Below are 12,423 nucleotides of genomic sequence, written 5' to 3'. Positions count from 1 at the left end.
GTCTGAAGGGTCAAGGTTCTGGTGCCCGAAGGGTCAACGTTTGGGGCCTGCCGGACGGGGTTCATGGAGACTCCGGCGACGGGGCTCTCCGAGCCCTCGGAGCGACCGCCTGCGGACCCCGCGTGCGGGGTTTCGTGGTGACACTTATTCCCTCGGCCGCAAGGCGCTGCACGACCTTCGTGAGGGCCTCGATGACGTCTTCGGAGGAGACCTCTTCGCTGTCGCGGTCGAACGTGACCGTGACGGTCGCGGACGATTCGGGGACGTCGTAGTGCTTCCGGCAGTGCGGGGCTGCGCTCTCCTTGGCCTTCGCTTTCTCGCGCTTGAGTTCGGCGTGCGGGGTGCTGGAGGAGAGAGCCGCCTTGAGGAGCCGCTCCTGTTCGGCCTGGTCCTTCCCGCGGCCGATCTCGACGAGCGCTCGCTTGGGTAACGTGGAAGCTTTCACGAGAAGCTTCGGCTCAATCTTGAGAATGGTGAGGAGCTCGTTGACGTAGACAACCTGCTTACCGAGGCGCTTCGCAGCCTCGCGCTGTGAGATGCCCTGGCTTTCGGTGAAGGCTTGGAGTGCTCGGGCCTCCTCGATCGGAGGAATGCCCTCGCGCTGAATGTTCTCGACGAGCTGGTGCAGTAAGGTCTTCCGCTGGTCGAAGGACTCGGGTTGCACGATGGCCGGAACGGTCCCGATTTTCGCGAGACGAGCCGCCGTGACACGGCGATGCCCGGTGATGATGCGGTAGACCTTGTGCTCCGCGATCCACCGCACGGTGATCGGCTGCAGGACTCCGTTCTCGCGGATAGAGGCGGCAAGGTCAGCAAGGGCCGCCTTGTCCATCGTCTGCCGCGGCTGCTGCGGGTCCGGTTCAATTTCATCCAGTGGGATGAGCCGTGCGCCGGGCAGGATCTTGGCTGGCATCGGCGCGTCTGCGGCAGCGCCGCCAAGCACCTGCTCAAGCGCGCCCGTGTGGGCGGCGCTCGAACGGGCCGCAAGGGCGGCTGTCCGAGTCATCGCGGCTTTGAGGTCCTTCTTGCTCATAGGTGAATCTCGTTAGCGAGCGACCGGAACATTTCCGCTGCCTCGCCTTTCGGCTCGAACACGGAGATAGGGCTGCCGTGGGTGGCTGCCTCTTGGATGACGGTACGCTCCTTGATCTGCGTGGTAAGCAGCTTGGAGTTGAAGTGCTCTCGGAAGATCTCTAGGTACTGGTCCGAAACCCGACGTCGCATCACGCGCGTCATGACGATCCCGAGGAGTTGAAGATCACGGTTCGCGCGCTTCCGAATGTTCTCGGCGACCTGCAGGACGTGCATTGCAGCCCGCAAGGAGAAGCGGTCGGCGGCCACGGGCACGAGGTAGCCGTCCGAGGCGACCAGGGCCATGCGCGTTCCCAAGAACAGGTGCGGTGGGCAGTCGATCAGAACGTAGTCGAACCGCTCACGCTCGATCTCGAGGAGTTCCGCGAGCAGGAAGTGGGCATTGAGGTCGCTTTGGTAGCGAGCGTCGAGGAGGGACAAGTCGATGTCCGCCGGCACGAGCCAAACATTTGGGATCCCGCTCTCGTAGATGGCCTGGGACAGGGGAAGGGACTCAAGCAGGACCTTCGCAATGTTGGCACCGGTCTCGAAGCGGGGTTCCTCGCCCTCGAAGAGGGTCGTGAGGTTGGCCTGGTAGTCCATGTCGATCAGGAGCACACGCTTCCCTCGTTCGGCGAGGACACCGGCGAGGTTGTAGGCGATGGTCGTCTTCGCGACGCCGCCCTTGAGGTTGGTGATCGAGAGGACTTTCATCGCACCATGGTTTTCAGTTTTTCTTTGGTCAGGACCTTCTCTCCGGAGGCCTCAGCACTCCGGGGCGGGACGGGTTGACCTGCCTCCAGGGCCTCTAGTCGCTCCATGAGTTCGAGGTATTGCGTCGCCCCGAGGACTACGGCTTTGGCGCGATCGCCGCGGGTCACGACGAAAGAATCACCGGACAGGTCGCAGCGGTCTAGGTACTCACCGAGCCTGATCCGGAAGTCCTGTGCTGGGATGGCTTTGAGCATAGTTCGAATCGTGGTCTCCTTCGCCGTGTACGCACTGCGTACACTCATCCGGCCTTACTGACCGGTGTGGTCAGCATACCGAGAAATCAAAATTTTGTATAGATGACCACCCGTGCCCCAAGACCTTGGGGTGAAAGGTTCAAAACGAGCCGGCGAGAAGGGCCCTCTCGCGAACCGTCTGATGGGGTGAGCGGTTCGGCAGGGGGGCCAAGATCCCATCCTTGGCGGACTTCCCCTGCTCGGCCATGTTCCCGTGGGCGTGGAACCTAAGTCTTAGAAAGGGCCCTCGCCGACTCCTTCATCCTATCGAGTCGGAGGCACTATTGACAAGCCTCGCCCTCTCGGTAAGCTCAGGGTAACGTTCCTTAAATCAGTAGCTTACCCACAGAAAGGGGGTGTCTCCATGGCGGGCCAGTGGCTCGATTTCGCGACGATCAAGCACGAGGTTTCGATCCGCGATCTTCTCGCGCACTACGGCTTCCTCGAGGGACTCAAGGAGGCCAAGCCCGGCAAGCTCGTGGGCCCCTGTCCGATCCATCACGGCACGGGCAAGGCGAGCTTCCACGTCGATTGCGAGAAGAACATCTGGAACTGCTTCTCGGTCTGCAAGGGCGGCGGCAACGTCCTCGATCTGGTCATGAAGGTCGAGAACTGCTCGATCCGCGAAGCCGGCGAGAAACTCGCCGAGTGGTTCAAGCTCACATTCGACAGGACGAAGCAGCCTAAGAAATCCGCTAAGGTTAGCGAAAAACCGGCGCCTGATTCCATCCCGGCCGCTGCCCACGTCGAGCGCCAGGTCGAAGTCGTCAACCCGCCGCTCGAGCGTCCGCTCCGGAATCTCGACGCAAAGCATCCGTACCTGAAAGAGCGCGGGCTCACGCCAGAGACGGTTGTCCACTTCGGGATCGGCTTCTGCACGCGCGGGCTCATGCAGCGCCGCATCGCCATTCCGATCCACAACGAAAAGGGCGAGCTCGTCGCCTACGCCGGTCGCGCGGTGGACGAGGCGATGGCTGAGGAGAAGGGGAAGTATCGACTGCCGGATGGGTTCAAGAAGGCCCACGTTCTGTTCAACCTGAACCGCGCGAAAGCCCACGATGCCCACGGAGCCCGTGGTCTGATAGTGGTGGAGGGATTCTTCGGCGCGATGCGGGTGCACCAAGCGGGGTTCCCGAGCGTGGTTGCGCTCATGGGATCCACGTTGTCAGACGAACAGGAACGCCTCCTGGTCGCGCACACGGATCGGCTCGCGCTCATGTTCGACGGCGACGCCGCCGGCGTGAAGTGCCTGCGTGAGTTCTACGGTCGCCTGCGCCGCCGCATGTACCTGCGTGAGATCCACCTCGAGGACGGCGAGCAGCCTGATACGCTTTCGGCCGAAAGGATTCGGACGATCCTTGGAGACGAACGATGAGAGCCATCCCGGTCTGTCCGAATCCAGACTGTCGGCGGTTCCTGCGCTGGGTCGGCCGCATAGGCCCTGCGGACTCCGGATGGTGGTGCGATGAGTGCGACAGTGACCCGTTCGAGCGCGACGTGAATGGCGAAGCGCGAGAGGTCCGCGAGGGACGAAGCAATCGCCGGCGTCGGCAAGTGCATCAAGAGCCTCGTTGAGCCCTTAAGGGCAACGGTCGGAGACTACCGGCCTCGCGATTGAGTGGGGTTTCCCGGGTAGAAAAGCCTCGCAGACACCATTCCAGCCATCAGGCTGGGCCTAATCCCTAACCACAAAACCAAATGAGTTCAGAACGAAAGGAGAAATCCATGCCGTCTCTCAACCGCGTCACGTTGCTTGGCCACCTTGGACACGATCCCGAGGTGCGAACGACGTCGAAGGGAACGACCGTCGCAGGTTTCCGGATGGCAACCACGAGCCGAAGGAAGGACCCGGATTCCGGCGAGCGCACGTCGCATGCTGAGTGGCACCGCGTTGTCGCCTTCGGGCAGCAAGCGGAGTTCCTCGGTTCCTACGCGAAGAAGGGCGCGCTCGTCCTGGTCGAAGGACCGCTCCAAACGCGCGAGTGGACCGACCGCGAAGGGGTCAAGCGCTACACGACCGAAGTCGTGGCGCGCCAGGTCCAGCTCCTCGGGAAGAAAGAACAGCCCGCAGCCGAAGCGCCGCGAGCTGAGGAGCCCCCGGCACCGGAGGAACCGGCAGTCCCAGAGGACGACATCCCGTTCTAGCAGCCCCGATAACGGGTTAAGAAAAGGAGGGAAACGAAGAGCACCACTGGTTTTCAGCGGTGCTTTTGCTTTGGGGGCAGCGATGCGTCGTTCCGGCCTTTCAGTTAGTGGCAGGCAGAAAAGCGGAGAGCCCTGGAACGTCTGGTCCCAGGGCTCTCGCGTGTCAGTGCTTCGTGTCTTTGGGCGGGTTCGGATCCGGACCGTAGGAATCCTTGTCGCGGATCTTGCCATCTCGCCCATGGATCACGACCTCGCCACCAGTAGTGTGCGCCGTCTGGCGGGCCTGGTCGATCGCTTCACGTTGGGTCTCGTGGACAGAGCTCGCGCGGTCAGCACCGGGCTTCTTCACGGCCCAACGATCATCCTGGGGTACGACGTGACGATCCTTTTCGCTCACCTTTGAACCTCCATTCTCTGAAATGGGGTGCCCGGACAATGACCGTCCGGGCACCCAGCGATCTTCAGCCCCGAGCTTCCCTTACTTCTGGCAGGTCCCGGCCTGCTCCTTCGCCTTGCACTCGTTGTCCAACTCGCCTGTGGTTGGCTTCGTGTACTGCTCTTCGTACGTGCCCGGAGTCGTCGGCCAGTTCGAGCAGTTCTTGCACCAGTGCCAAGTGTCGGAACCCTTCTTGCGTCGATAAGGCATGGTCTTCTCCTTCTGCGAATTAATCGTTCGGATTGCGCGTTTCCTCCTGAAGCCCTGGAAGCAGGAATCCGGCGGAGCACGAATCGACGTCGGACATTTGGTGTTGACTGTCAACTCAACATCCCACCGAAAAAAAATCAAAACGGTAGCGCACCCTGCCCGAAGGCCCGCTCGCGCGATTCGAAGAGAGAACCATCCTCTGCCACGTAAAGAAGATTTAGCTGCTCGAGGCGTACCCGGAGGGCCGAAATCGTGACCCCGAATAGCTCGGCGAGAGGATATAGGTTCCGCCAGGCCGTACGGTTGATCTTCGATGCGTGCTCGAAAACCAACTCTCGGGGCATTGATAGGGCTGCGGCATAACGGTTCACCGCGCGAGCTTCATCGGGTTCATCGGCTCGCCCTCGAAGTTGCCGCAGGAGCTCCCGACCTTCTTCGTGGCGCAGAAGAATGACGATTTCCATCCCCTTGGCGGTAGTGCGGAGCGCAAAAGGCCCAGCCGTGCCGTGGTCAAAGAGCACCGGATGTTCGAGTGTTGCCTTGTCCACGAACAGGTCCCAATGGCCGATCTCGTGCCCCTTCGTGGAACGCTCGAGCCCAGGCTTCGCCAGAAAGTCACCCTTGTGCCGCTCGTTAAGGACGATCAGGCGCTCCTGCGGCCGGATCGCGCCCCAAACGACTTCGCCAGGAAGTTCTTCGATTTCGTCCCAGAGGAAGGCGAGGTTGAACAAGCGCTCTGCTAAGAGGTCGATCGGAGTCGGCAGCGGCAACGGCCTGCCAGTAAGCCGTTCGTACTCGGTGAGCCTGCTCTCCACTTGCGTTTCAATTTGCTCGTTGCGGTAGAACATCACTTTTTCCCGAGGCGATGCAGGAGGTCTTGCCACTCGTCTTCGCTTAGGTTCTTGTTCGTCGCGGACCGGAAGAAGGCCCGGGCACCGGGGCTCTTCTTGAGGGTCTCGCCGACATCAGGAGGTGCCTTGGCCGCCAGCGCAAGCAGCTCATCGCTGTCTGTACCTAATTCAGCGGCGATCTGGAGAAGGGCAGTGGTCGAAGGTACGAGATGGTCGTTTTCAATCTTGCTCAGGTAACTGAAATCGAAACCCCTGCCGTCTTCTTTCCTAAGTCGTGCGGCAACGCGTTCGGCGAGGTCGCGCTGCGAAAGTTCCCGCGCGACCCGCAGCTCACGGATCCGTTTCCCGAGCGTCGGCAGCTTTGTCATTGCGTGCCAGGATAGGAAATGTTGAGTCGAAAGTCAACACTTCGCCGTTAGAATGAAGCGATCCGACGCGGCATCCCTCTGGCGAGGCTGCGCTGGTGGGATGAGTTGGTTGATCGGGGACAGGAGGGACCCGTGGCTAAGGTGCGTCATCATGGGGATAGCTTCGTGGTCAACATCACGCCGCCATCAAAGGCCGGTGAATTCCCCGGCGTGATGGTTGTTCGTCGGCAACAGCTTCGCGAGCGCAACGCGATCGCGATGGAGAAGAAAGCGCTTCTGATGGATGGTTTGCCGGACCCTCCGTCACAGCGACAACTGGATTCGCTCGCCAAGAAAATCGGGCTCGCGGTCTTGGACGGTAGCCCGCAGACGCAACAGTGGATTGCCAAGGGCGGGTCCAGCGGGCGTCCGTAAAAGAACGGCGTCGGCGGCTGGCGCGATTGGTAGGACGGGTTGATTCCTTGCATGGACACGCTCACTCCATCTCAGCGAAGCGAGCGGATGGCGCGGGTTCGATCACGGGACACGAAGCCCGAACTCGCCGTCAGGCGCGTGGTTCGTGGACTCGGTTTCAGATATCGACTGAGCGTTGCGGAGCTACCGGGTCGGCCCGACCTGGTCTTCCGGCGGCAGAAGAAAGCGATCTTCGTGCACGGATGCTTCTGGCACCGGCACGCGGGCTGCCCAAACTGCAGGCTGCCGAAGTCGCGTCTTGACTTCTGGCGACCGAAGCTCGAAGGGAACCGGCAACGTGATCGACGTAACATGCGCGCGCTCCGAGCTTTAGGCTGGCTCGTGCTGGTGGTTTGGGAATGTGAGTTGTTCGACGAAAAAAAACTGTCGCGTCGGCTAAAATCCTTCTTGAGGGACGACCGATGAGAGCGGTTGAGTTGTTCGTCGGGGCCGGGGGGCTCGCCCTTGGCGTGTCAGCCGCCGGGTTCGGGCACGAGGCGTTGGTCGAGTGGGATGCGGATGCATGCGAAACGATCCGCGAGAACCAACGGCGCGGAGTTCATCCGACGACTAAATGGCCCGTCCACGAAATGGACGTGGCTGACTTCGACTACATGGAAGTTGCTCCAGGGCTCGACCTCCTAGCGGGAGGGCCGCCGTGTCAACCGTTCTCCTTGGGCGGAAAGCACAGGGGACACCGCGACACTCGGAATCTCTGGCCGGAGGCGCTCCGCGCGGTACGCGCGCTCCATCCGAAAGCCCTTCTGTTCGAGAACGTCAAAGGTCTCGCTCGTCCCTCGTTCTCCGACTACTTCGAGTACATCAGATTGCAGTTAGCGTACCCGGAATTCGTCTCGCGGAAAGCAGAAGGTTGGCAGGACCACCTGGGAAGACTTCGCCGTCACGAGATCAAGGGACGGGACCGCCAGCCTGAGTACGCCGTTCGTTGGAACATCCTCAACGCAGCGGACTACGGCGTGCCCCAACGGCGCGAGCGCGTGTTTATCGTTGCGGTCCGTTCCGATCTCGGCATCGCGTGGTCGTTCCCGGATCCTACGCATAGCCAAGACGCTCTCCTTCGTGACCAGTGGGTGACGGGCGAGTACTGGGAACGGCATGGAGTCTCGAAGCGGCGACGTCCAAAGACCCCGGAGCAGCTCCGACCCCGCATCGACAAGATTCGATCGCTCTGTGCCTTCGGGACGCAGCCGTGGCGAACCGTCCGCGACGCGCTTCTCGAGCTGCCAGACCCGGGACGGAAGACGAACTCCGAGGCGGTACTGAACCATAGGTTCAACCCGGGTGCGCGCGCGTACCCCGGGCACACCGGTAGCCCTCTTGACGAGCCCGCGAAGGCGCTAAAGGCCGGCGTCCACGGCGTCCCGGGCGGCGAGAACATGCTCGCGCACGAAGACGGGACGGTCCGGTACTTCACCGTCCGTGAGTGCGCGCGCATCCAGACGTTCCCTGATCGCTACTCCTTCCACGGCTGCTGGTCCGAAGCGATGCGCCAACTCGGGAACGCGGTTCCTGTCGAGCTGGCCCGTTGCGTTGCGACTGAGGTGAGGGCTCGACTTGAGCGGAGCCATGGGAAGGCAACGAGTGCGGATCGAAGAGCCGTATAACCCTCTCGATAAGAAGAACCTCGGTATCAGCGTCGCCGACGCGCTGCTCGCGCGGGCAGTAGAGCCCCTGCCTCCAGGAGAGGCCTTCCTCGGCGCCGGCGTCTACGCGATCTATTACGTTGGGGACTACCCCGCATACCTCCCGGTCGCGGCACGCAACAAGAAGGGGAAGTTCGAAGTCCCGATCTATGTCGGGAAGGCCGTTCCACCTGGCGCACGGAAGGGCGGCTTGCTTACACCCGCACCGACGCAGGCCCTCTGTAACAGGCTCTCGGAGCACGCGGACTCCATCAAGCAGGCGACGAACCTTGACGGCAAGGATTTCTACTGTCGCTACCTCGCGGTGGACGACATCTGGATTCCATTGGGCGAAGCCCTGATGATCGAGCGATTTTCACCCCTTTGGAACAAGGTCATCGACGGGTTCGGAATCCACGACCCCGGAAGAGGTCGGTACGAGCAGCAACGCTCGCTCTGGGATGTTCTTCATCCCGGCCGCGGATTCGCAGAGAAGCTGAAGGCGGGCAAGCTCACGGAGCAACAGATCCTCGAGCGGGTGCGGAAGGCGACTGCTGATATCACGCCGCCCGGTTCCTAGCACGGCGGCCGCAGAGGTTCGGCGTGCCGAAACGAGGGAATAAAGCACAGGCTTTGAAGCGTACCGACAACCATCTCTTCGCACCGTTCGATATTCCGCAGAATCTCCTGAAGGCCCTGGAATCGACTCGACGTTATCGCCTCGCCCGGCACCTCGAGGAGTTGGAGCCCGATGGAAAGGGCGTCTATGCCTTGTACCTCCGCCACGGACGACAGCCGGTGTACGTCGGCAAGACGGACAAGGCTGGCAGCGTTAGGAACCGTCTCACCGAACACGCCGAGAAGCTCCGCGGCCGTCGGAGGATCCGTGTCGACGACGTCGCCTTTCGCTACCTCGTTATCGAGGAGGACTGGCTAGTCCGAGCGTGTGAGGAGTACCTCATCAGCCACTACAAGCCGAGTTGGCAGGGAAGCGGATTCGGAAGCCACGTGCCCGGATCGGGGCGACCTGGCAAGCGCGGCCCCAGTCGATTCGACAGGGAATTCCCGCCGATCAAGCTGAAGCGCGCGAAGGCGCGCAAGAAAGCAACGTCACCGCAGCGACCCAGCTGAAGTGTCGCATTTCATCCCCCAGTCGGTTGCACACCCTCAACCTGCCGGTTTCGAGGCCGAGACGTCTTGAGATAACCGTCTCTTTTCATCTTTAGTTGATTTGGTACACTTACCTCATGAAGAAGAAACAGATTGCTGTTTACCTCCGGGTCTCCACGGTCGGCCAGAACCTAGCCGCCCAGGAGCCGGATCTGAAGAAGTGGCTCCGAACGCACGGCCGCGGGCGGCCCGTGCGCTGGTATCGCGACACGTTCACGGGAAAGACGCTGAGTCGCCCCGGCATGCAGGCGCTCGAAGCCGACCTGCGCGCCGCGAAAGTGGATGCCCTCGTCGTTTGGCGCCTTGATCGTCTTGGGCGGACAGCGCGCGAGATGCTTGCCTTCCTTGACGACCTAGAGCGTGCAGGCGTGGAATTCGTTTCCGTCCGCGACGGCGTGGAGGCCCGTTCGGCAACCGGACGGCTCATGCGCACCATTCTCGCCGGGTTCGCTGAATACGAGCGCGAAGTGATCTCAGAAAGAGTGCGTGCAGGAATTGCCAAGGCGAAGAGCCAGGGAAAGCGCTGGGGCGGCAAGAGCGCGGGGCAGCGATATAGACTGTCGACGGAAAAGCTCGATGCGATGAAGGAACTGCTCGCGGCGGGCAAGAAAAAGGCGGCGATCGCAAGACAGCTCGGGATCAGCCGGACCTCGGTCTATCGAGGGGCTCAATTTCTAGGACTCTCCGGTGAAAACGCGACCCGCAGCACCACGAGAAAACCCAGCCGGATAAGGAGTGGGTCATGAAGATTAGGTGGGTCCAGATAAAAAACTTTCGCTCCTGCGAGGAGCTGAAGATCAACTTCGGGTCCATGCATGCTTTGGTAGGAGCTAATAACGCGGGGAAGTCCGCGATCCTCCGGGCGTTGGACTTCTTCTTCAACCCGGCCATGGGCAAGCTCAGCGATGAGACCTTCTGGAATGGGGACACCAAACGCGGGATTTGGATAGAAATCCTGTTTGACTCCCTGTCCGCGCAAGAGAAGGAAGCTCTGGGGCCGTACCTGCGTCGGGACGGTACGTTCCACGTCGCGCGGTCGGCAGTTCTGAAAGACAGGGACGAAAGCGACGACGACACGAAGTTCACCATCAGTCAGCACTACTGCATCCCCGCACCGAAACTGGAATGGCTCCGCGCCTCCGACGTTACCGGAGACAAGATCAACGTCTGGTGGGCCGCGAAGGAGTCTCTCACCGTCAATGGTATCAGCTTCGCTGCGTTCGTTGGTGGTCCGAAGCCAGGCGTAGGTGTCTGGAAAACGAAGGCCGGCGAGTTCGCCCAACAGCACTTGACCGATGCTGATTTTGAGGATTCGTGGGCGGACAACCCCAAAGGATACGCAGGGGTACTGAAAGGCAATCTGCCGCACTTCATTTTGGTCCCCGCAGTTCGAGACCTTTCCGAAGAGGCAAAAGCGACGAAGTCGAATCCGTTCGGAAAGCTCCTGTACGCAATCGTCGAGAGTGTCACCGAGGGCCAGCGTTCTGAGTTGGATGTAGCGCTAGGAAACCTGAAGTCGCGTCTGAATCGTGAAGGCGGGGGTGGTCGTCTCGAAGGCATTGTCCGGACCGAAACCAGGCTCAACGAGATTCTCCGAGAGTACATGCCTTGCGACCTGGAAATTGAGTTCCAGGCCCCCACGCTGGAGGTGCTCCTAACGACGCCGAAGCTTTACGCAGACGATGGGTTCCGCAATACCGCAGACAACAAAGGCCACGGACTGCAACGTGCCATCATCTTTTCAATCCTGAGGTGCTACGCCGAACGTCTTACCGGCACCGGTGACGAGAAGAAGCGGACCCTAGTTTTCGCTGTCGAAGAACCGGAAACGTACATGCACCCGCAGGCACAGCGGACCATTCGTCGGGTGTTCCTTGAACTCGCCCGCCGTGGTGACCAGGTCCTCTTCTCAACGCACTCGTCACTCCTGCTGGACGTGGCGTACTTCGACGAGTTGGTGCGGGTCGAAGCCCTCCACACCGCCGTGGACAAGAAGACAGAGGTTCGTTCGAAGGTCTGGCAACTGGCGATCAAGGACTTGGTGGAAGACCTGGCCGCCCGCCATCCTGGGGCCACGCCGTCAGCAGATTCCATTCGTGATCTGTATATGAACGCCTACCACCCCACACGGAGTGAAGGGTTCTTTGCACGGAAGGTCGTCCTCGTCGAGGGCCCGACCGAGCAATACGCATTGCCCATCTACGCGGAGGCACGGGGGTATCGTCTCGACGAGCTCAATATCAGCGTGGTGGACTGCGGTGGTAAGGGGCAAATGGACCGCTTGTATCGGATCTTCAACGAGCTCGGCATGGCGTGCTACATGGTGTTTGATTACGACAAGAACTCCGATGAGAAATCAACGATCGAGAAGTCCCGCGAGCTCCTAACATTGGCTGGCGAACCCAGCGAGCCGCCGGCCGCGCTGTTTATAGGCAAGAAAGCGGCTTGCTTCCCAACCAAATGGGAAGAGCACCTGCGTTCCGAGACACCGGACATGGAAGAACTGACGGCCGCAGCCAGGAAGTCTATGGGCTTGCGGGACGACACCGGCAAGCCCCTCGTAGCTCGCTACATCGCACGCCAACTGACTTCACGTAATCCGGCCGTGGTGCCGGAGTCGATCCGCCTAATCCTCGAGAAGGCGGTGACCGTCGAGTGGCGTGGATCCTGCCTCACCCATCGCGCCCCAGAGACCCCGGTGACACCTGAAGTACCACCCGTAGCTTCAGGACCTGCCGCCGCGGTAAACGCCGCGGTAAAGGAGACCTAGCGTCAGGGCGATCCCAATCCCGCGCATCCAATCGTCGCCGGAGGTGTTTAGTGCGAGACGTCGATCAAAACGCTCTTGGACAGAATTCGTGGATTGAAGCCGGGGTGACATCGGCCTTGACTTGAAGGGCACCCCCTCGTGGGTTCTCCTTTCCTGTCTAGCAAACGGGAGAGGAGGCCACGAAGAGGATGCCCGAAGACATCGTACGACGGATCTTGCGCCTGCCGGGGTACAAGGTGATCCAGCACCGCTTCGAGGAGGAGACGTCGAACGTGACGCTGTGGGTGCGGAAGGCTGGC

Annotated in this window: 16 protein-coding genes; 9 read left to right on the top strand and 7 right to left on the bottom strand. The window is 61.1% G+C overall.

Annotation, left to right across the window (positions count from 1 at the left end; genetic code table 11):
• Positions 1-61 precede the first annotated feature (61 nt).
• From LAO51_10725 to LAO51_10715, 3 genes are read right to left on the bottom strand one after another with little or no spacing between them, the layout of a single operon-like run.
• A complete protein-coding gene (locus LAO51_10725) occupies positions 62-1,033 on the bottom strand; it encodes a ParB/RepB/Spo0J family partition protein (GenBank protein ID MBZ5639210.1) in 972 nt (323 codons plus the stop codon).
• The gene (locus LAO51_10720) at positions 1,030-1,785 is read right to left on the bottom strand and encodes a ParA family protein (GenBank protein MBZ5639209.1); all 756 of its coding nucleotides are present in this window, start codon (positions 1,783-1,785) and stop codon (positions 1,030-1,032) included. The genes LAO51_10725 and LAO51_10720 overlap by 4 nt, the downstream gene beginning before the upstream one ends.
• Positions 1,782-2,039: a type II toxin-antitoxin system Phd/YefM family antitoxin gene (locus tag LAO51_10715; protein MBZ5639208.1), complete on the bottom strand. Its 258-nt coding sequence runs from the start codon at positions 2,037-2,039 to the stop codon at positions 1,782-1,784. Before LAO51_10715 ends, LAO51_10720 begins: the two co-directional genes overlap by 4 nt.
• Positions 2,040-2,442: 403 nt before the next feature.
• Here LAO51_10715 and LAO51_10710 point away from each other — a divergent pair, with 403 nt between their 5' ends.
• Together LAO51_10710 and ssb are read left to right on the top strand one after the other, a co-directional pair.
• Entirely contained in the window at positions 2,443-3,453 is a 1,011-nt protein-coding gene (locus LAO51_10710) for a toprim domain-containing protein (GenBank protein ID MBZ5639207.1), read from the top strand.
• Positions 3,454-3,803: 350 nt separating this feature from the next.
• On the top strand, positions 3,804-4,223 hold the full coding sequence (ssb, locus tag LAO51_10705; GenBank protein MBZ5639206.1) for a single-stranded DNA-binding protein: 420 nt from the start codon (positions 3,804-3,806) through the stop codon (positions 4,221-4,223).
• 163 nt (positions 4,224-4,386) lie between these two features.
• On the opposite strand, the gene LAO51_10700 is transcribed toward ssb, so the two are convergent.
• The 4 genes from LAO51_10700 to LAO51_10685 all read right to left on the bottom strand — a co-directional run bounded on the left by LAO51_10700 (position 4,387) and on the right by LAO51_10685 (position 6,088).
• Positions 4,387-4,620, bottom strand: a complete 234-nt coding sequence (locus LAO51_10700) for a DUF2188 domain-containing protein (protein MBZ5639205.1) — start codon at positions 4,618-4,620, stop codon at positions 4,387-4,389.
• Between the two features lie 81 nt (positions 4,621-4,701).
• Entirely contained in the window at positions 4,702-4,869 is a 168-nt protein-coding gene (locus LAO51_10695) for a hypothetical protein (GenBank protein ID MBZ5639204.1), read from the bottom strand.
• A 137-nt stretch (positions 4,870-5,006) separates the two neighbouring features.
• Positions 5,007-5,717 carry a hypothetical protein gene (locus tag LAO51_10690; protein ID MBZ5639203.1) on the bottom strand — a complete coding sequence of 237 codons (711 nt, stop codon included), beginning with the start codon at positions 5,715-5,717 and terminating at the stop codon, positions 5,007-5,009.
• Positions 5,717-6,088: a helix-turn-helix domain-containing protein gene (locus tag LAO51_10685; GenBank protein MBZ5639202.1), complete on the bottom strand. Its 372-nt coding sequence runs from the start codon at positions 6,086-6,088 to the stop codon at positions 5,717-5,719. Before LAO51_10685 ends, LAO51_10690 begins: the two co-directional genes overlap by 1 nt.
• A 132-nt stretch (positions 6,089-6,220) precedes the next feature.
• Here LAO51_10685 and LAO51_10680 point away from each other — a divergent pair, with 132 nt between their 5' ends.
• The 7 genes from LAO51_10680 to LAO51_10650 all read left to right on the top strand — a co-directional run bounded on the left by LAO51_10680 (position 6,221) and on the right by LAO51_10650 (position 12,124).
• On the top strand, positions 6,221-6,502 hold the full coding sequence (locus LAO51_10680; GenBank protein ID MBZ5639201.1) for a hypothetical protein: 282 nt from the start codon (positions 6,221-6,223) through the stop codon (positions 6,500-6,502).
• Between the two features lie 51 nt (positions 6,503-6,553).
• Positions 6,554-6,967, top strand: a complete 414-nt coding sequence (locus tag LAO51_10675; protein MBZ5639200.1) for a very short patch repair endonuclease — start codon at positions 6,554-6,556, stop codon at positions 6,965-6,967.
• On the top strand, positions 6,964-8,166 hold the full coding sequence (locus tag LAO51_10670) for a DNA cytosine methyltransferase (protein ID MBZ5639199.1): 1,203 nt from the start codon (positions 6,964-6,966) through the stop codon (positions 8,164-8,166). The genes LAO51_10675 and LAO51_10670 overlap by 4 nt, the downstream gene beginning before the upstream one ends.
• On the top strand, positions 8,129-8,764 hold the full coding sequence (locus tag LAO51_10665; GenBank protein ID MBZ5639198.1) for an Eco29kI family restriction endonuclease: 636 nt from the start codon (positions 8,129-8,131) through the stop codon (positions 8,762-8,764). The genes LAO51_10670 and LAO51_10665 overlap by 38 nt, the downstream gene beginning before the upstream one ends.
• A 23-nt stretch (positions 8,765-8,787) precedes the next feature.
• Complete coding sequence (locus tag LAO51_10660) at positions 8,788-9,315, top strand: Eco29kI family restriction endonuclease (GenBank protein MBZ5639197.1); 528 nt, start codon at positions 8,788-8,790, stop codon at positions 9,313-9,315.
• Between the two features lie 116 nt (positions 9,316-9,431).
• A complete protein-coding gene (locus LAO51_10655; GenBank protein MBZ5639196.1) occupies positions 9,432-10,100 on the top strand; it encodes a recombinase family protein in 669 nt (222 codons plus the stop codon).
• Positions 10,097-12,124, top strand: a complete 2,028-nt coding sequence (locus LAO51_10650; GenBank protein ID MBZ5639195.1) for an ATP-dependent endonuclease — start codon at positions 10,097-10,099, stop codon at positions 12,122-12,124. The genes LAO51_10655 and LAO51_10650 overlap by 4 nt, the downstream gene beginning before the upstream one ends.
• Positions 12,125-12,423: the final 299 nt, after the last annotated feature.

The sequence above is a fragment of the Terriglobia bacterium genome (assembly GCA_020073205.1).
Taxonomy (GTDB): domain Bacteria; phylum Acidobacteriota; class Polarisedimenticolia; order Polarisedimenticolales; family JAIQFR01; genus JAIQFR01.
This window is presented reverse-complemented; position numbering and strand designations above follow the sequence as displayed.